Source organism: Nocardioides sp. Root140 (genome assembly GCF_001426745.1).
GTDB lineage: Bacteria > Actinomycetota > Actinomycetes > Propionibacteriales > Nocardioidaceae > Nocardioides.
Map to the genome: position 1 here is coordinate 756495 of NZ_LMFI01000010.1, position 17943 is coordinate 774437.

A 17943-nucleotide genomic window follows, 5' to 3' on the forward strand; every position below is an offset into this window, starting at 1 on the left:
GCGTCAGCCTGTCTTTGGTGGGACGAGTTGCATGTAGATCGCACTCATCACGAAGTTGACGACGAAGAGAAGCATGAACGTGATGACCACGGACTCGTTGACCGCGTCACCGACCCCCTTGGGGCCTCCCCCGGCGTTCATGCCCTTGTAGCAGGCCACGATCGCGGCGATCAGGCCGAAGACGAGTGCCTTGGCCATGCCCTGCCACAGGTCGGGCAGTTGTGCGAGCGCGGTGAAGCTCGCTAAATAGGCCCCCGGTGTGCCGTCCTGGAGGACCACGTTGAAGACGTAGCCCCCGATCACGCCGACCACCGAGACCAGGCCGTTGAGGAACACCGCGACCAGCATGCAGGCCAGCACGCGGGGCACCACGAGGCGCTGGATCGGGTCGATCCCGAGCACCATCATGGCGTCGAGCTCCTCGCGGATCTTGCGGGCGCCCAGGTCGGCCGCGATGGCCGACCCGCCGGCCCCGGCGATCAACAACGACGTCGCGATCGGCCCCGCCTCGCGTACGACGGCGAGGACCGCGGCCGAACCGGTGAACGACTGGGCGCCGAACTGCTTGATCAGGCCACCGACCTGGAGGGCGATGACCGCACCGAACGGGATCGCCACCAGGGCGGTCGGCACGATCGTCACTGATGCGATGAACCAGGCCTGCTGGAGGAACTCCCGCAGCTGGAAGGGTCGCCGGAACAACCCGCGCCCGACGTCGAGACCGAAGGCGAAGAGCTTGCCTGCGGTGCCGATCGGGGCGAGTGCCCGGGATGAGGTCAGTGACGACATGTGTGCGCGTGTCCGGTCAGGAGCCCGGGGCCAGGCCGGCGTTGGCGGACTCGAAGGATCCGGGCGGCGGGATGATGCCGTTCTCGCGGCACCATTCGCCACCGGGGCGCTGGCTGCGGCGCGGGATGCCGTTGGACGGCTCGAGCTGGAGCGGGATCGGGGGCAGCGGCGGCATCTCGATGCCCTCCTCCGCGGCCAGCTCGTCGGCGTCCTTCTCCTCGGACATGCCGATCGGGCCGACGGTCTGGGCGTTCAGGAACTGGCGGACCACCGGCTCCTCGGAGCTGAGCAGCATCTCGCGCGGGCCGAACATGGCCAGGTGCTTGTGGTAGAGCAGGCCGATGTTGTCGGGCACGGTGCGGGTGCTGTTGATGTCGTGGGTCACGATCAGGAACGTCGCGTCGATCTGCGCGTTCAGGTCGATGAAGAGCTGGTTGATGAACGAGGTGCGCACCGGGTCGAGGCCGGAGTCGGGCTCGTCGATGAGCAGGATCTCGGGGTCGAGCACCAGGGCCCGGGCCAGGCCGGCACGCTTGCGCATACCACCGGAGATCTCACCGGGGAGCTTGTCCTCGGCGCCGATCAGGCCGACGAGGTCCATCTTCTCCATGACGATGTTGCGGATCTCGGTCTCGTTCTTCTTCGTGTGTTCGCGCAACGGGAACGCCACGTTGTCGAAGAGGTTCATCGAGCCGAACATGGCGCCGTCCTGGAAGAGGACACCGAACAGCTTGCGGATCTCGTAGAGGTCCTTCTCGGAGCAGCTGGCGATGTCGGTGCCCTCGATGAGCACCGAGCCCTTGTCGGGCTTGAGGAGACCGATCAGGGTCTTCAGGAACACCGACTTGCCGGTTCCCGACGGACCGAGCATCACGGAGATCTCACCGGCAGGAATGGTCAGGGTGACGTCACCCCAGATCAGCTGCTTGCCGAATGACTTCGTGAGCTCTTCGACTCTGATGTCTACGCCCATGGCGTCTCTTCTCCCTCGTGCATAGCTGGACTGGCTCCGCGCTCGGCCCGACCGAACGCGAACTCCCATGCCCGCGCCGACTTCTCAGTAACAACGCGAGCGCTCCGAGTAAGTTACGGGGTTTCCCCGGTCGCGTCACTAGCTGCGCGAACCTTTCGCGCGTCGTCCGAGGGGTGAGTCGAAGACTGCGTCGAAATGACGAACGGGCGGGCACCCCCAAAAGGGGATACCCGCCCGTGCTGCGCCGAGGCGCAACGATTCATCGCACGCGTGAGCGTGCTGGAATCACTTGACCGTGACGGTGGCGCCGGCGCCTTCGAGGGCTTCCTTCGCCTTGTCCGCGGCAGCCTTGTCGACCTTCTCGAGGATGGCCTTGGGAGCCGACTCGACGAGGTCCTTGGCCTCCTTCAGACCGAGGGAGGTCAGCGCGCGGACCTCCTTGATGACGTTGATCTTCTTGTCACCAGCGGCCTCGAGGACCACGTCGAACTCGTCCTGCGCGGCGGCCTCGTCGCCACCAGCGGCGCCACCGGCGGCCGGGGCAGCGGCAACGGCGACCGGAGCAGCGGCGGTCACGCCGAAGGTCTCCTCGAACTGCTTCACGAACTCGGAGAGCTCGATGAGGGTCATTTCCTTGAACGCGTCGAGCAGCTCGTCAGTGCTGAGCTTCGCCATGATGGCGTTTCCTTTCGGTACTGGCCCGCCCGCGGATCATTGCGGAGGGCCGGGTTTCAGGTGGTGTACGTCGGCCTTGAATCAGGCGTCAGTGGACTCGGCGGCCTCTTCGGCAACCGGGGCTGCCTCGGTGGCCTCGTCGGAAGCAGGAGCTTCCTCGGCAACCGGGGCTTCCTCCGCAGTGCTTTCGGCCGGGGCGGGAGCACCGGCACCACCTGCGAGGATCGAGGGGTCCTGCTGCGCCTTGGCCTCGAGGGCGCCGGCGAGCCGGGCAGCCTGCGAGATGGGGGCGTTGAGCAGGTAGACGGCCTGGGAGAGCGAAGCGAGCATTGCGCCCGCCAGCTTGCCCATGAGGACCTCGCGCGACTCGAGATCGGCCAGCTTGGCGATCTCCTTCGCGTCGAGGAAGCCGCCGTCGAGCACGCCACCCTTGATGATCAGGGCGGGGTTCGCCTTGGCAAAGTCACGCAGACCCTTGGCCGCCTCGACGACGTCACCGCTGATGAAGGCGATGGCGGTCGGGCCGGCGAGGAGGTCGTCGAAGCCTTCGATGCCCACCTCGTTGGCGGCGATCTTGGCCAGCGTGTTCTTGACCACGGCGTAGTTGGCGTTCTCGCCGAGGGTGCGCCGCAATTCCTGCAGCTGCGCCACGGTGAGACCGCGGTAATCGGTCAGCACAGCACCAGCGGCGTTGTTGAACGAGTCAACGACCTCCGCAACGGCTGCTGCCTTGTCTGGCCGCGCCATGGGTCTCCTTCCGAACTACGTCGAAGAGACCACCGCACACTCCCGGGAAATGTCGAACGCCCCGGCGCAGGGCCAGGGCGTGTGTCGATCCGGAGATCGTGCTCTGTACCTGCGCTGGCCGTCCGCTTCGCGGAACCTTCGGTCACTCACCCGATCTCCCGGGCAACCGACCACCGGCGGTCTCTGGTTACGAACGTGAAGTCTAGGCCCGCGGGCGACAGCCACCAAATCGACTGACGCCGACGCGTCCGGGGCGGCCCTACTGCCGGGCGCCGGGTGGCGCCTGGGTGGTCACCTGACCCGCGGGCGGGGCGGCGATCTCGAGCTGCTGCCCGTAGTTGGAGTAGACCAGCGTCGTGGTCGCGGTCTTGCCCTCGACGGTGTAGGACGTCACGGCCTGGACCGGGCGGTTCTCCTTGTCGAGCCACATCTCCATCTGCACCGGCTGGGTGCCGTTCTCCACCCCCTCGTCGTCGAGGGCGGCGGCCTCGATGCCGACCTTGTAGTGCACGGCCGGCCCGGCGTCGGTGTTCTCCACCCCGACCACCTCGAAGGACTTGGGCTCACTCAGGCTGCCGAGGAACCGGTCGGGGTCCGCGAAGAGCAGCAGGTCCTCGAGCTCGGGACTGGCCGGCGCCTGCCACCACGGCTTGACCGAGCCGCGGATCCCCTTGACGTAGAACGTGCCGTCGACGTACACGCCGATCAGGCGGCCCTGCGCGCCCGCGAGGCTGATCCGGATCGCAGGTTCGGACGACGCGCCCGCGATGTCCTGGATCGACGGGGCCGCGGCCTGGCCGTCGACCTCCTGGACCGAGACCACCCGCCAGCTGTCAGCGGCCTTCTGGGCGGCGATCACCGTCGTGAAGAACTCCTCCGCGGGGACGGTGACGAAGCCTCCCGCGAGCTCCTGCGGCTCGTCGGCCACCGAGCTGGACCCGGAGTCCTCGGCCTTCTCCTTGTCGGCCTCGTCGCGGTTGTGACCGCTCACGATCAGCAGCAGCATCACCCCGACGACCAGGATGGCGGCGAGCGCCGCCTGGGCGGACAGGGAGCGGGAGAGCTGGCGAGACATGGCGCAAAGGCTACGTCTCCCCCTCCACGTCGGTGACGGGAGGGAGAGACGTAGCCCCAAGTCGCGGCCGGCCGAGGCCCGGCGAACGAATCAGCTCGTGGCGACTTCCGACGCGGCGGGCTCCTGGATGTCGACGGCCGTGCCGTAGTCGGAGTACAGGATCTCCGTCGAGGTCTTCTGGCCCTGGATGGTGATCTCCTGCGTCATCTTGACCGGCCGGTTCTCGGCGTCCACCCACATGTCGTAGGTGAGCTCCGGCGGCATGAGGTCCTTGATCTCCGCGGGGAGGCCGAGCTTCTCGACGTACGACGCCGAGTCGATCGTCACCACGTAGTGGTTGGCGGCGACACCGTCGACGTCCTCCTCACCGACCAGCTCGAACTTCTTCGGGTCCTCCATGATCGAGAGGGACTTCTTCGGGTCCGAGAACTCGAGGAGCTGGCCGAACGGGTTGTTCGGGTCCGAGGAGTCGATCTTCTGCCACTTGCCGGCGGTCGCGCCCGGCAGGCCGTCGCCCTTGAGGTACATGACGCCGTCGACGAGCACGGCCTCGAAAGCCTGGGCCGCGCCCGGCTCCGTGGTCACGTGCGACGCGGTCTTGCCGTCCTTGTAGGAGGCTTCCATGTTCATCGTGATGGTCTGGCCGGCCGCCGTCGTGGTGGTCGTTCCCTTGAACGTCTCGGCCGCGATCTGCGCGTCGATCACGGTCTCGTAGAACTCACCGGCCTCGAGCTCGGTCAGTTCGCCGCCGGTGGACTCGGTCTCTTCGTCGGAGTCGGTGGAGGCGTCGTCGCTGGGGTCGGCAGCCTGGCTGCTGGACTGCTTGGAGTCCTTGTCGTCCTTGTCGCCGTCGTCGGAGCAGCCGGCGAGCAGGAGGGTGGAGGCCAGGACCGCGGCGATCGCGGTGCGGGGCAACTTGATGGACATGGATGAGTCTCCTCGTCGTGGTGGGTTCGCCCGCGCAACCTACCCAGCCCCGCAGCCACGAAACACATCGCCTTCCGCCGGTTCAGATGACGACGGCCAAATGACGTCGGCCGGCCACCCCGCAGTGGGGTGGCCGGCCGGTGTCGTGCACGACGAACGCAGATCAGGCCTGCGCGTCGTCCTCGCCCGCAACGTTGCGGGTGCGGTTGGGGTCGACCTGGACGCCGGGGCCCATGGTCGTCGACAGCGTGACCTTCTTGATGTAGCGGCCCTTGGAGCTGGCCGGCTTGAGACGCAGCACCTCTTCGAGGGCGGCGGCGTAGTTCTCGGCCAGCTGGGCCTCGCCGAAGGAGGCCTTGCCGATGATGAAGTGGAGGTTCGCGTGGCGGTCCACGCGGAACTCGATCTTGCCGCCCTTGATGTCGGTGACGGCCTTGGCCACGTCGGGGGTGACGGTGCCGGTCTTCGGGTTCGGCATGAGGCCACGGGGGCCGAGCACGCGGCCGAGGCGACCGACCTTGCCCATCATGTCGGGGGTGGCGACGACGGCGTCGAAGTCGGTCCAGCCGCCGTTGACCTTCTCGATGAGCTCGTCGCCACCGACGATGTCGGCGCCGGCCTCACGGGCGGCCTCGGCCTTCTCCGCGTTCGCGAACACGAGGACGCGGGCGGTCTTGCCGGTGCCGTGGGGCAGGTTGACGGTGCCGCGCACCATCTGGTCTGCCTTGCGGGGGTCGACGCCGAGACGCATGACGACGTCCACGGTCTCGTCGAACTTCTTCTTGCTGCCGTTCTTGGCGATCTTGATCGCGGCCAGCGGGGCGTAGAGCTCGTCCTGGTCGAACGTCTCGGCCGCCGCGCGGTAGGTCTTGCTGCGCTGCATGGTGTTCTCGTTTCTTCGAAAGAGTGTGTGGTGCACGGGCCAGCGCGGCCCTGCCACGTGGTGCTCGGGTCAGACTGTCTGGGCGCTGAGGCTCAGGCGGTCTCGACGCCCATCGAACGGGCGGTGCCTTCGACGATCTTCATTGCTGCGTCGATGTCGTTGGCGTTGAGGTCGGGGAGCTTGGTCGTCGCGATCTCGCGGACCTGGTCCTTGGTCAGCTTGCCGACCTTCTCCTTGTGCGGGACGCCCGAGCCCTTCTTCAGGCCGGCGGCCTTCTTGATCAGCTCGGCGGCCGGAGGAGTCTTCGTGATGAACGTGAAGGAACGGTCCTCGTAGATGGTGATCTCGACGGGGATGACGTTGCCACGCATCGACTCGGTCTGCGCGTTGTAGGCCTTGCAGAAGTCCATGATGTTCACACCGTGGGGACCGAGAGCGGTACCCACCGGCGGAGCCGGAGTCGCTGCGCCAGCCTGCAGCTGCACCTTGACGAGTGCAGCAATCTTCTTCTTGGGAGGCATGTCTTTCTCTTTCTTCGTGTGGTCATGACGGGGATGGATCCCCTGCCACTGGTTACCTGTTGCCTGGACAACCGGACCATTGTGCTCCGGATGCCGGGTGCTTGTGAAATCGTGCTGCTCTTTGGGCCGTCGAGAAGCCGGCTCGTCCTCGGTGGTCGAGCGGCCGGCTCATCCCTCGGTGGTCGAGTAGGTCGCTCTGCGACCGTATCGAGACCAGACCGAAACCTTGGTTCCTGCCCTGCGCCTCTCACCGGGTCTCGACCCGCAGTGCCGACTTCGTTCCTCAGCCGGCCGCTCGCTCGACCTCAGCGCGGTTCTGACCGGCTCCGCCGGTCAGACGCGCTGAATCTGGGAGAAGGAGAGCTCGACGGGGGTCTCGCGGCCGAAGATCTCGACGAGCGCCTTGACCCGCTGGGACTCGGCGTTGATCTCGGTGATCGTCGCGTGCAGCGTGGCGAACGGGCCGTCGACCACCATCACGGAGTCGCTGACGTCGAAGTCGGCGACCTCGACGGGCTTGCGGGAAGCAGCGGTGCTGCCGGCCTTCGGGGTGCCCCCACCGGACTCGGCCGCGGCGGCCTCTGCCTCGGCGGCAGCGACGACGGCCGGGGCCAGCATGCTCTCGACCTCGGCCATGCTCAGCGGGACCGGCTGGTGGCTGTGGCCGACGAAGCCGGTGACGGACGGCGTGTGGCGCACGGTCGACCAGGACTCGTCGGTGAGGTCCATGCGGACCAGGACGTAGCCGGGGAGCACGGTGCGCTTGACCAGCTTGCGCTGGCCGTTCTTGATCTCGGCAACCTCCTCGATGGGGACCACGATCTCGTGGATGTAGTCCTCCATGTTGAGGGAGATGATGCGGTTCTCGAGGTTCGCCTTCACCCTGTTCTCCATGCCGGAGTAGGTGTGGACGACGTACCAGTCGCCGGGCTTGGCCCAGAGCGCGCGGCGGAACTCCTCGAGGGGGTCCTCGTCGACTGCGTCCTCTTCGGTGGCGTCCTCTTCGACTGCGTCCTCGTCGGCCTGGCCCTCGAAGGCGGCTTCGGCATCTGCCTCGGCGTCGACCTCGGACTCGGCCTCGACGGCGTCCTCGGCGAGAACCTCGGCCTCGGCCTCGGTGTCGGCGGTTGCCTCGACCTCGAGGTCGCCCTCGCCGTCGTCGATGACCTCGACCTGCTCAACGGTCTCGTCGACCGCTGCTTCGTCGTACTGCTCCGACACGTGATGCTCCGTCATTTCGTAGTGCGTGGTGCGTGCCCGGCGGGGCCGCCCGACAGGTCAGGGCGGGCCGGGGGCGGCGCTATTCCTTGGTGTTGGTCGCGAGGATCTCGAAGATCAACTTGCCGAATCCGAGATCCAGCAGCGACACCAGTGTCATCAGCGCGATCACGAAGACCATGACCACGATGAAGTACGTGACCAGCTGCTCCTGGGTCGGCCAGACGACCTTGCGCAGCTCGGCGATGGCTTGGCGCACGAACGTGACTGGTCCGGTGCGCTCGTTCTCGTCGCCCGAGCCGCGAACTGCGTCGCTGTCCGCCACGTCCTCCACCTTCCGATTGCTGTCTGTTCGATTGTTCGGTGCTGCTTGATGTTGCAGGGCACGAGGGACTTGAACCCCCAACCTTCGGTTTTGGAGACCGATGCTCTGCCAGTTGAGCTAGTGCCCTCCGGTGGGCCCAGGCCTCGCCCGCCGACTTCGCGGCATGGCTGAGCATGGGTGGGATCACCAAAACGGGAGTCTACGGGGAACACCAAGGTGGCGTCCAAACCGGGTGCGCATCAACCCCATCCCCTCCCGCGTGAAAACATGGGGCCATGACCGAGGCGAACCAGACCGTCCAGCCCCTCGCGGAGCGCTCCCCCGAGCAGATCGCAACATTCCTCGACGAACAGCGCGCGACGTACGAAGCGCTCAAGGCCGGCGGCCTGAAGCTCGACCTCACGCGCGGCAAGCCGGCCCCGGCGCAGCTCGACCTGTCCGACGGACTGCTCTCGCTGCCCCACGGCGTGAAGGACGCCGACGGCGTCGACACCCGCAACTACGGCGGACTGGCCGGCATCTCCGAACTGCGCGCGATGTTCGCCGAACTGCTGTGGGTGGAGCCCGAGCAGGTCGTCGCCGGCGGCAACTCCAGCCTCGTCATGATGCGCGAGGTCCTCACCGACCTGTGGCTCAAGGGCGGTGTCGACAGTGAGCGGCCGTGGGGTGCGGAGGAGAAGGTCACCTTCATCTGTCCCGTGCCCGGCTACGACCGCCACTTCACCCTGCTCGACTGGTTCGGCATCGACACGGTCACCGTGCCGATGAACGAGGACGGCCCCGACGCCGAGGCGGTGGCCGCACTGGTCGCCGACGACCCCAGCATCAAGGGCATCTGGATCGTGCCGACGTACGCCAACCCGAGCGGCTCGATCGCCAGCCAGGAAGTGGCGGCCCGACTCGCCTCCATGCCGACCGCGGCTCCCGACTTCAAGATCTTCTGGGACAACGCCTACGCGTTCCACCACCTGACCGAGGACGAGGCCAAGAGCGCGGACATCCTCACCCTGGCCAGCGCGGCCGGCAACCCGCACCGCCCGATCATGTTCGCCTCGACCTCGAAGATCACCTTCGCCGGCGCCGGCGTCGCGTTCCTGGCCGGGTCGGTCGAGACCGTGAAGTGGTACACCACCCACCTCGGCAAGGGCGCCATCGGGCCCGACAAGCTCAACCAGCTGCGCCACGCACAGTTCTTCGGCTCGCCGCAGGGCGTGCGCGACCACATGGCCAAGCACCGCGAGATCATCGCCCCGAAGTTCGCGGAGGTGGAGCGGGTGCTCTCCGAGCGCCTCGGCGGCCTGGGTGTGGCCACCTGGACCAAGCCCGCCGGCGGCTACTTCGTCAACCTCGACGTCATGGACGGCACCGCGTCCCGGGTGATCGCCCTGGCCAAGGAGGCCGGCATCGCGCTGACCCCCGCCGGCTCCTCGTTCCCGCACGGCGACGACCCGCGCGACCGCAACATCCGCCTGGCGCCGACCTTCCCGGAGCTGGCCGACGTCGCCGCGGCGATGGACGGCGTGGCCACCTGCGCCTTGCTCGCCGCCGCGGAGAAGCTCGCCGGCGCAGCCTCCTTGTAGCCTGCCCGCATGCGTGATCCGAGGCGCGACCTGACCAGCCTGCCCAAGGCGCACCTCCACCTGCACTTCACCGGATCGATGCGGCACGCCACGCTGCTCGAGCTCGCCGAGCGGGACGGCGTCGCACTCCCCGACTCGCTGGTCGAGGAGTGGCCGCCGCAGCTGTCCGCGGCCGACGAGAAGGGCTGGTTCCGCTTCCAGCGGCTCTACGACGTGGCGCGGTCGGTGCTGCGCACGCCCGACGACGTACGACGGCTGGTGCGCGAGGCGGCCGAGGACGACGTCCGCGACGGCGGACGCTGGCTCGAGATCCAGGTCGATCCCAGCGGGTACGCCGCGAAGTTCGGCGGCGTCACCGCGTTCACCGACCTGGTCCTCGACTGCGTCCGCGACGCCTCGGCACGCACCGGCCTGGGCATCGCCGTGGTGATCGCGGCCAACCGCACCCGGCACCCGCTCGATGCGCGCACCCTCGCCCGGCTCGCGGCGCAGTACGTCGACCGGGGCGTGGTCGGCTTCGGGCTCTCCAACGACGAACGGCGGGGCACCACCGCAGACTTCGCGCCGGCCTTCGCCATCGCCGAGCGGGCCGGGCTCCTGCTGGCCCCGCACGGCGGCGAGCTGCGCGGGCCCGACAACATCAGGCTCTGCCTCGACCACCTGCACGCGAACCGGCTCGGCCACGGGGTGCGGGTCGGTGAGGACCCGGCGTTGCTCGATCGCGTGGTGCAGCAGGGCATCGCCCTCGAGATGTGCCCGGTCTCCAACGTGGCGCTGGGCGTCTACTCCGACCTCACGTCGGTGCCGCTCCCCCAGCTGATGGACGCCGGGGCCACCATCGCGCTGGGCGCCGACGACCCGCTGCTGTTCGGCTCCCAGCTCGAGGGCCAGTACGCCACGATGCGCGCCGCCCACGACCTCACCGACGCCCGGCTGGCCGAGCTGGCGCGTATGTCGTTCCGGGCCTCACGGGCGCCGTCCGACCTCGTCGCCACCGCGATGGCCGACATCGACGCCTGGCTGGAGAAACCGGACCAAGGAGTGCAGTGACCGGACCACAGGACAGGTAAGTGGGACTTGCCCGGCTCAGGCGTGCGCTCAGCCGATCACCAGCGACACTGCTCACCTGTCCTACGGTCCGCTGACGCCGACTAGAGCGAACAGCCGACCATCACGGGTTCGTTGACCAGGCGGATCCCGAAGCGGGCCTCGACACCGTCGCGGACCTCCCGGGCCAGCGCCAGCAGGTCGTCGGTGGTCGCGCGACCGCGGTTGGTCAGGGCCAGGGTGTGCTTCGTGGAGAGGCTGACCCGCTCGTTGCCGTGGCCCTTGGTGAACCCGGCGCGCTCGATCAGCCAGGCGGCGCTCGACTTCACGGTGCCGTCGGGCTGGGGGAACAGCGGCGCGCCCTCGGGGAGGGACTGCGCCTGCTCGGGAGTGAGGAACGGGTTCGTGAAGAACGACCCGGCGCTCCACGTGTCGTGGTCGGCGGCGTCGAGCACCATGCCCTTGCCGGCGCGCAGGCCCAGCACCGTCCGGCGTACGTCGGCCAAGGGTGCCCGCTCACCCTGCTCGACACCGAGGGTGCGGGCCAGCTCGGCGTACTTCACCGGGGCACCGAGGTCGCCGCAGGGGAACTGGAAGGTCACCTCGAGCACGACGTGGCGGCCCGGGTCGGCCTTGAAGCGGCTGTGCCGGTAGCCGAAGCCGCAGTCTGCGTTCGTGAAGGTGCGGACGCCGCGCAGGGTGCGGTCCCAGACGCGGACGGAGACGATGGTCTCGGAGACCTCCTGGCCGTAGGCGCCGACGTTCTGGATCGGGGTGGCGCCCACGGAGCCCGGGATGCCGGAGAGTGCTTCGACGCCCACCCAGCCGCTGGTCACGGCGCGGGCAACGAGGTCGTCCCACACCTCGCCGGCGGCGACCGTGACGGTGACGCCGTCAGAGGTCGGCTCGGTCGTGATGCCACGGGTGGCGATGCGGACCGCGGTGCCGGGGAAGCCGTCGTCCGAGACGACCAGGTTGCTGCCGCCGGCGACCAGCAGCAACGGTTCGCCGCGTCCATCGGCGTCACTGACCGCGGCCACCAGCTCGTCCTCGGTGGTCGCCTCGACCAGCGTGGCCGCGGGGCCGCCCAGGTGCAGGGTGGTCAGGTCGGCCAGGCGGTCAGGCACGAATGACTGCCTTGGGCGCCCCGAGCACCTTGTCGTCGCCGCAGGTGACCTCGAGCGCGAGAGAGATGAGCCCGTCGGCCTCGCCGGTCACCCGACCGGCGACGCGGACCACCACGCCCTCGTCGTCATCGGGGACCACGACCGGCTTGGTGAACTTGCAGCCGAACTCGACGACCCTGCCGGGGCCGCCGGCCCACTCCTCGACCGCACGGGCGGCCAGGGCCATCGTGAACATGCCGTGGGCGATCACGCCGGGCAGCCCGACCGACGTGGCCACCCGCTCGCTCCAGTGGATCGGGTTGAAGTCTCCGCTGGCTCCGGCATAGCGCACCAGGTCGGCACGGGTCACCCGGAACTCGCGGTCGGCGAACTCGCTCATGCGTCCTCCCCACGGTGGATCAACGTCGCCTTGGTCGTGCAGACCAGGGCGCCGTCGGCGTCGGTGATGCGGCTCGAGGTGCCGATGATGTCGTTGCCGCCGATCTGGCGCAGCGTGTCGACGGTCAGGCTCGCAGTGAGCACGTCACCGGCCTGCACGGCGCGCTCGTAGGCGAACCGCTGCTCGCCGTGCACGATGCGGAAGAGGTCGACCTGCACGTCGGCGAGGAATCCGTTCATCGCGTGGAAGGCCACGATGATCGGGAACGTGGGCGGTGCGATGCGTTCGTCGTACGGCGCCCCGGTCGCCTCGGCGAACTCACGCAGCTTGACGGCGGTGACGGCGTACGGCTCCGTCGGCGGGAACTCGCGCCCCACCAGGGTCTGGTCGATCGGCATGGGTTCAACCTATCCATTCGATTCCACGCGCCGCGTGTGGGCCGTGAAATGGCGTCGAGGACGACACCCATGACGGGTGTCGTCCTCGACGGACGTGTGTGGAGACTTGTTCAGCGGGTCTCGCGGTGCGCAGTGTGGGTGCGGCAGCGCGGGCAGAACTTCTTCATCTCCATGCGGTCGGGGTCGTTCCGACGGTTCTTCTTGGTGATGTAGTTGCGCTCCTTGCAGTCCACGCAGGCAAGCGTGATCTTGGGGCGAACGTCAGAGCTCTTGCTGGCCACGGGAAGTCCTTCGCTGGATAGGTACTGCAGGGTGTTGCTGGTGTTGCCGGTCGTTCTGTCGAGTAGCGGGAGCGGGACTCGAACCCGCGACACCACGATTATGAGTCGTGTGCTCTAACCACCTGAGCTACCCCGCCACGGGGACGGGGTGTCCCGCCGGCGCAAACCGGCGGGACCCCACACCCAGAGCCCCTTTACGGAATCGAACCGTAGACCTTCTCCTTACCATGGAGACGCTCTGCCGACTGAGCTAAAGGGGCGCAGCGACAGTGAAGAATACACAGACCGAACGGCGAAGAGGAAATCGGGTGGGAGAGGCCTGGATCACACCGTGATCCGGGCGAACGGACGGGCCTCCTCGAGCTCGTAGGCGAGCTCCAGCAAGGTGGCCTCGCGACCCCATTCCGCGCCGAACATCATGCCCTGCGGAAGGCCCGCTGACGTGGTCGCCAGGGGCAGCGAGATCGCCGGTTCTCCGGTGGCGTTCTGCAGTGGCGTGAAGGCCACCCAGTCGAGCAGCTTCTCCATGATCTCGTCGAACTCCTGTGTCGGGTCGAGGTGCCCGACTTTGGGCGTCTCGTGGGCCAGGGTCGGGGTCAGCACCACGTCGTAGTCGCGGAAGAACCGGGCCGAGATGCGCTTCGACGCGGCGATGCGCGCGGTCGCGAGGGGCAGCCTGTGGAGGTTGCGCGTGCAGTGTCGGGCAAGTCCGAGGGTGAGGTTGTCGAGCTTCGACGGGTCCCAGGTGCGGCCGTACGTCGCCCGGCCGGTGCGCAGCACGAACATGCTCAGCAGCGACCAGTAGAGCAGGAAGTCGTCGGGGAACGAGTCCGGCACGGGTGGTGTGATCTGCTCGACCTGGTGGCCCAGCTCCTCGAGGAGGGCGGCCGTCTTCAGGGTCAGCTCGGCCACCTCGGGGGTCGCGGAGCGTCCGACCGAGTCGGTGGCGACCGCGATCCGCAGCCGCTTGCGGCCGGGGTGGGTGATGTCGCCGATCGGGGCGAGCTTGAGGTTGCGGTAGACCTTCTCGGCCTCGCGGTAGAACGCCGCCGAGTCGCGGACCGAACGGGTGACGACGCCGTCGGCGACGATGCGCACCGGCATGTCGCGCATCATCTTGTCCTGGGCGATCCGGTTGCGGGTCGGCTTCATGCCGACCAGGCCGTTCACCGATGCCGGGATGCGGATCGAGCCGCCGCCGTCGTTGGCGTGCGCGATCGGCAGTGCTCCGGCAGCCACGAACGCGGCGGCACCGGCCGAGGAGGCCCCGGCGGTGCGGCCGGTGTCCCAGGGGCTGCGTACGGCGCCCAGGCGCGGGTGCTCGGCGACCGCGCTGAAACCCCACTCGGACAGCTGCGACTTGCCGAGCGGGATCACGCCGGTGGCGCGGAACATGCGGGCGAAGTCGCCGTCGGACTTCTTCTCGCGTCCGGCGTACGCGTCCGCGCCCTGGTGGGTCGGCATACCCGCGACGTCGCAGTTGTCCTTGACCAGGGTCGGTACCCCGCAGAAGAAGCCGCCGTGCGGGTCCTTCGCCTCCAGGCGGGCGGTGTCGAAGGCGGTGTAGGCGAGGCCGTTGACCGCCGGGTTGACCTTCTCGATCCGGGCGATGGCGGCGTCGACCACCTCCGGGACGCTCACCCGGCCGGACTGGATCTCCTCCACCAGTCCGACGGCGTCGAGGTCGCCGAGGGCGTCATCGCTGAACGAGTGCACACGTGTCATGAGCCACAAGTTACCGCCCGGTTGCGGGTCATCCCAGGAGGTGGATCACCAACGGGACGAGAAGACTGGTGGCCAGGGCGGTCAGGCCCATCGAGAGCCCGGCGAAGGCTCCCTCGGTCGGGTCCTCGTGCAGGGCACGCGAGGTGCCGATGCCATGGGAGGCCGCGCCCAACGCCAGCCCACGGGCGCGGCGGTCACGGATGTGGAGCAGGGTCAGCACGGTGGGCCCGAGGACGGCACCGAGCATGCCGACCACGATGGTGAACACCGCGACCATCGACGGGTTGCCTGCGACGTGATCGGCGACCGCGATCGCGATCGGGGTGGTCGCCGACTTGGGAGCCATCGTGCGCTCGAGCACGTCGCCGCCGCCGAGCACGCGGACCATGAGGACGCCAGTGCTGATGGAGACGAACGCGCCGACCGGGATGGCGACCAGCATCGGCACCGCGAGCTCCTTGAGGTGGTGCGCCTCGCGGTGCAGCGGTACGGCGAGCGCCACCGTGGCCGGGCCCAGGAAGAACGCGATGACCGATCCACCGACCAGGTACTCGTCGTACTCGATGTCGAGGAGCCACATGGCCACACCGACGATCGCGATGGCCACCAGCACGGGCTGGGCGAGCGGGTGGTTCCGGGACAGGCGCTTCACCTCGAGCCCGCCGCGGTAGGCGGCCAGGGTGAGGACGACGCCCGTCAGCGGCGAGGAGCGCAGGTAGTCCATCGCCTCGCTCATGCCGCACTCCTGCGACGGGTGAGCAGTGCGACGAGGACGCCGACCGCGACCAGGCCGGCCAGCCACGAGACCAGCAGCGCGCCGGTGATCGGCAGCGCGTCCTCACGCACCGCGCCGAGGTAGGCCACGATGCCGACGCCCGGCGGGATGAACAGCAGTTGCAGGTGCCTCAGCACGCGGTCAGAGACACGCAGCAGGCCGGCGCCCGTGTCGGGGCGTCGCCACTGCAGCAGCCCGAAGAGGATCACCATGCCGATGACCGGACCGGGCACCGGCAGGTCGAGTGAGCGCACCATCACCTCGCCGACCAGCTGGCAGCCGAGCAACCACATCATTCCGTTGAGCACGGCGGTCACCCTACGCGCGAGATCCGGGTCACACGGGGGTCGCTACGGGGGCGGCTGCAGGGGCCTCTCGAGTGCGACGACCTCGGGCGGAAGGCCCCATTCGGCGCCACCCAGTCGCGACACGGGCTGCAGTCGGGACATCGATGGTGAGCCGTCGACCATGGCCTCGTCGCGGACCGTGACGGCGACGACCCGGCCGAGCACCAGGGTGCACGTGCCGACCTCGATCGTGGTGTGCAGGACGCACTCGATCGAGGCCGGTGCGTCGCTGACCCGGGGCGGCGCGACCAGCTCGCTGGGCTCCATCGCGATGCCCAGCGCGGCGGCCTCGTCGACACCGGCCTCGTAGGGAGCGCTGGTCTGGTTGACCGCGTCCATCTGCGGCAGACCGGCCAGGTTCACCACGAATTCACCGGTCGCCAGCACGTTGCGCAGCGTGTCCTTGACGCCGACCGAGGTGAACTGCACGACCGGTGGCCGGTTGCTGGAGACGGTGAAGAAGGAGTGCGGGGCCAGGTTGACGACGCCGTCACCGGAGAGCGTGGACACCCATGCGATCGGGCGGGGTACGACGAGCGCTGTCAGCAGTCGGTAGGGGTTGACGTCGGGGTCGTCGACGGCGAAGACGCGGCGTGGGTTCACGGGAGCCAGCATTGCTCAGACCGCGACGGCCGAAAGACGCGGGTCGCGCCTCCCGAGCAGCTGTGCCGCCGCGTCCACGTCGCCGTCGGCGAGCAGTCGGCGTACCTCGGTGGAGGAGCAGGTGCGTTCGCCGACCCGGACGAGGTCGAGCGCATCGACCCGGAAGCCGTGCCAGGCACCGGCGGCGCGCAGGTAGTCGACGTCGCCGGCGCCGGCCCGGCCGCACTTGAAGTTGCTGCCGACCACGAGTGAGCGCACCCCGAGCCGGGCCACGAGCCCGTCGGCGACGAAGCTCTCTGCCGGTGTGGCGGCCGTGGCCTTGGTGAACGGGAGCACGACGACGCCGTCGACACCGTGCGCCAAGGCCAGGTCGACCCGGTCGTCGACGTCGAGCAGCGCCCGCGGCGCTCGCTCCGGGCAGGTGACCAGCATGGGATGCGGGTCGAAGGTGACGAGGAGCGTCGGCAGTCGCAGCCGGGCGCCGTGCCCGACCGCGCGCCGGGCAAGTGCCTGGTGGCCGCGGTGGAACCCGTCGAAGACGCCCATCGTGACGACCGAGCCGTGCGGGTCGATCTCGTCCCGGGAGGGCCAGTCGTGCCATACGTGACCGCTCATCGTGCTCACCTTCATCGAAGTCTGGATACCCGCGGGGCCGGGCGGGGTGGAGCGCGGCCCCGCGGGTGTCTGTGGTCGGCTCAGCCGCGCTCGAGGACGAAGTCGTAGCTCTCGCGGTTGACGCCGTTGTCGTCGGCCTGCGGGTCCAGGACCAGCTCGGGCTTGGTGGCCTCGGCCACGTCCGAGTCGAGCCACTCGCCACCGGCGAAGTAGAGCTGCGTCGTGATCGTGCGGTGCCCCTCGGCCCGCACCTGGACGTGCAGGTGGGCGGGACGCCACGGGTGCCAGCCCGCGACCTCGATCATCTTGCCGGTGGGCCCGTCCGTCGGGATCTGGTACGGCGCCGGCTGGATGGTGCTGATCTCGAACCGGCCCTCGTCATCGGTGACGAAGACGCCCCGCAGGTTGCCGTCGGGGACGTGCGGCGCGAAGCCGGCGTAGTAGCCGTCGGAGTCGGCGTGCCACAGGTCGACCTCGGCGCCGGCCAGCGGCGTCCCGTCGAGGTCACGGACCTGGCCGGTGAGGACGAGAGGCGTGCCCTTCTCGTCGTCGCGGCGCGGCAGCTCCGCCTTGGCGGGCAGCCTCACCTGGTCGGGCAGGTAGTAGGGGCCGAGGATGGATCCCTTGGTGCCCTGCTGGGACTTCGCGACCTGCTCCTCCACAGCGTGCTCGACGAACACGTCCATGAACAGCGGCCACTCGCCTCCGTCGCCGACCTCCATCAGCCAGGCCTTGGCGGCCTGGAACTCCGGGTAGCTGACGTCGTACTCGGCGATGGCGTCGTGGACGCCCTTGAGCACGGCGGTGACGATCGCGGCGACCCGCTCGGGCGGGGTGTCGGCGACGTCGTGGGCAGCGGCCGAGGCCTTGAAGTTCTCGCTGGCGTTGGCGCCGGACCCGGCAGCCGTGGGTGAGTCCTGGAGAGTGCTCATC

Annotated in this window: 22 protein-coding genes and 3 tRNA genes; 2 read left to right on the plus strand and 23 right to left on the minus strand. The window is 68.8% G+C overall.

Annotation, left to right across the window (positions count from 1 at the left end; translation table 11 throughout):
• Window positions 1–3: 3 nt before the first annotated feature.
• The 11 genes from ASD30_RS13975 to ASD30_RS14025 form a co-directional block, all read right to left on the minus strand.
• Window positions 4–789, minus strand: a complete 786-nt coding sequence (locus ASD30_RS13975) for an MlaE family ABC transporter permease (RefSeq protein ID WP_056682424.1) — start codon at window positions 787–789, stop codon at window positions 4–6.
• Between the two features lie 16 nt (window positions 790–805).
• Entirely contained in the window at window positions 806–1762 is a 957-nt protein-coding gene (locus ASD30_RS13980) for an ABC transporter ATP-binding protein (protein WP_056682427.1), read from the minus strand.
• Between the two features lie 285 nt (window positions 1763–2047).
• Window positions 2048–2437 carry a 50S ribosomal protein L7/L12 gene (gene rplL, locus ASD30_RS13985; RefSeq protein ID WP_056682430.1) on the minus strand — a complete coding sequence of 130 codons (390 nt, stop codon included), beginning with the start codon at window positions 2435–2437 and terminating at the stop codon, window positions 2048–2050.
• An 81-nt stretch (window positions 2438–2518) separates the two neighbouring features.
• Window positions 2519–3184 (minus strand): 50S ribosomal protein L10, encoded by a 666-nt coding sequence (gene rplJ / locus ASD30_RS13990; RefSeq protein WP_056682433.1) that lies wholly within the window; start codon window positions 3182–3184, stop codon window positions 2519–2521.
• A gap of 259 nt (window positions 3185–3443) precedes the next feature.
• Complete coding sequence (locus ASD30_RS13995) at window positions 3444–4259, minus strand: hypothetical protein (RefSeq protein WP_056682436.1); 816 nt, start codon at window positions 4257–4259, stop codon at window positions 3444–3446.
• 90 nt (window positions 4260–4349) lie between these two features.
• Complete coding sequence (locus ASD30_RS14000) at window positions 4350–5186, minus strand: hypothetical protein (protein WP_056682439.1); 837 nt, start codon at window positions 5184–5186, stop codon at window positions 4350–4352.
• 163 nt (window positions 5187–5349) lie between these two features.
• Window positions 5350–6069 (minus strand): 50S ribosomal protein L1, encoded by a 720-nt coding sequence (gene rplA / locus ASD30_RS14005; RefSeq protein WP_056682441.1) that lies wholly within the window; start codon window positions 6067–6069, stop codon window positions 5350–5352.
• Between the two features lie 92 nt (window positions 6070–6161).
• Window positions 6162–6590 (minus strand): 50S ribosomal protein L11, encoded by a 429-nt coding sequence (gene rplK, locus ASD30_RS14010; RefSeq protein ID WP_056682444.1) that lies wholly within the window; start codon window positions 6588–6590, stop codon window positions 6162–6164.
• A 333-nt stretch (window positions 6591–6923) separates the two neighbouring features.
• Complete coding sequence (nusG, locus tag ASD30_RS14015) at window positions 6924–7826, minus strand: transcription termination/antitermination protein NusG (protein ID WP_056682447.1); 903 nt, start codon at window positions 7824–7826, stop codon at window positions 6924–6926.
• Between the two features lie 64 nt (window positions 7827–7890).
• Window positions 7891–8133, minus strand: a complete 243-nt coding sequence (gene secE, locus ASD30_RS14020) for a preprotein translocase subunit SecE (protein WP_056684977.1) — start codon at window positions 8131–8133, stop codon at window positions 7891–7893.
• Between the two features lie 54 nt (window positions 8134–8187).
• Window positions 8188–8260, minus strand: a tRNA-Trp gene (locus ASD30_RS14025).
• 148 nt (window positions 8261–8408) lie between these two features.
• Here ASD30_RS14025 and ASD30_RS14030 point away from each other — a divergent pair.
• Complete coding sequence (locus ASD30_RS14030) at window positions 8409–9713, plus strand: aminotransferase (RefSeq protein ID WP_056682450.1); 1305 nt, start codon at window positions 8409–8411, stop codon at window positions 9711–9713.
• Window positions 9714–9722: 9 nt separating this feature from the next.
• Window positions 9723–10763, plus strand: a complete 1041-nt coding sequence (locus ASD30_RS14035; protein ID WP_056682453.1) for an adenosine deaminase — start codon at window positions 9723–9725, stop codon at window positions 10761–10763.
• A gap of 101 nt (window positions 10764–10864) precedes the next feature.
• On the opposite strand, the gene ASD30_RS14040 is transcribed toward ASD30_RS14035, so the two are convergent.
• From ASD30_RS14040 to catA, 12 genes are all read right to left on the minus strand, one after another.
• Window positions 10865–11887: a UDP-N-acetylmuramate dehydrogenase gene (locus ASD30_RS14040; RefSeq protein WP_056682457.1), complete on the minus strand. Its 1023-nt coding sequence runs from the start codon at window positions 11885–11887 to the stop codon at window positions 10865–10867.
• Complete coding sequence (locus tag ASD30_RS14045) at window positions 11880–12266, minus strand: MaoC/PaaZ C-terminal domain-containing protein (RefSeq protein ID WP_056682460.1); 387 nt, start codon at window positions 12264–12266, stop codon at window positions 11880–11882. Before ASD30_RS14045 ends, ASD30_RS14040 begins: the two co-directional genes overlap by 8 nt.
• Entirely contained in the window at window positions 12263–12664 is a 402-nt protein-coding gene (locus tag ASD30_RS14050) for an FAS1-like dehydratase domain-containing protein (RefSeq protein ID WP_056682463.1), read from the minus strand. Before ASD30_RS14050 ends, ASD30_RS14045 begins: the two co-directional genes overlap by 4 nt.
• 110 nt (window positions 12665–12774) lie before the next feature.
• Window positions 12775–12945 carry a 50S ribosomal protein L33 gene (gene rpmG / locus ASD30_RS14055; protein ID WP_056682466.1) on the minus strand — a complete coding sequence of 57 codons (171 nt, stop codon included), beginning with the start codon at window positions 12943–12945 and terminating at the stop codon, window positions 12775–12777.
• 63 nt (window positions 12946–13008) lie between these two features.
• Window positions 13009–13082 (minus strand) — tRNA-Met (locus ASD30_RS14060).
• Window positions 13083–13132: 50 nt separating this feature from the next.
• Window positions 13133–13205 (minus strand) — tRNA-Thr (locus tag ASD30_RS14065).
• A gap of 64 nt (window positions 13206–13269) precedes the next feature.
• Complete coding sequence (locus ASD30_RS14070) at window positions 13270–14670, minus strand: amidase (protein ID WP_056682469.1); 1401 nt, start codon at window positions 14668–14670, stop codon at window positions 13270–13272.
• A 28-nt stretch (window positions 14671–14698) separates the two neighbouring features.
• The gene (locus ASD30_RS14075) at window positions 14699–15406 is read right to left on the minus strand and encodes an LrgB family protein (protein ID WP_200950127.1); all 708 of its coding nucleotides are present in this window, start codon (window positions 15404–15406) and stop codon (window positions 14699–14701) included.
• Window positions 15403–15753, minus strand: coding sequence for a CidA/LrgA family protein (locus tag ASD30_RS14080; RefSeq protein WP_056684983.1), 351 nt, complete (start codon window positions 15751–15753; stop codon window positions 15403–15405). The genes ASD30_RS14075 and ASD30_RS14080 overlap by 4 nt, the downstream gene beginning before the upstream one ends.
• 42 nt (window positions 15754–15795) lie before the next feature.
• The gene (locus tag ASD30_RS14085) at window positions 15796–16395 is read right to left on the minus strand and encodes a flavin reductase family protein (RefSeq protein WP_235530162.1); all 600 of its coding nucleotides are present in this window, start codon (window positions 16393–16395) and stop codon (window positions 15796–15798) included.
• Window positions 16396–16410: 15 nt separating this feature from the next.
• Window positions 16411–17010, minus strand: a complete 600-nt coding sequence (locus tag ASD30_RS14090) for a hypothetical protein (protein ID WP_057295369.1) — start codon at window positions 17008–17010, stop codon at window positions 16411–16413.
• Window positions 17011–17090: 80 nt separating this feature from the next.
• Window positions 17091–17942, minus strand: a complete 852-nt coding sequence (catA, locus tag ASD30_RS14095; protein ID WP_056682479.1) for a catechol 1,2-dioxygenase — start codon at window positions 17940–17942, stop codon at window positions 17091–17093.
• Between the last annotated feature and the right edge of the window lies 1 nt (window position 17943).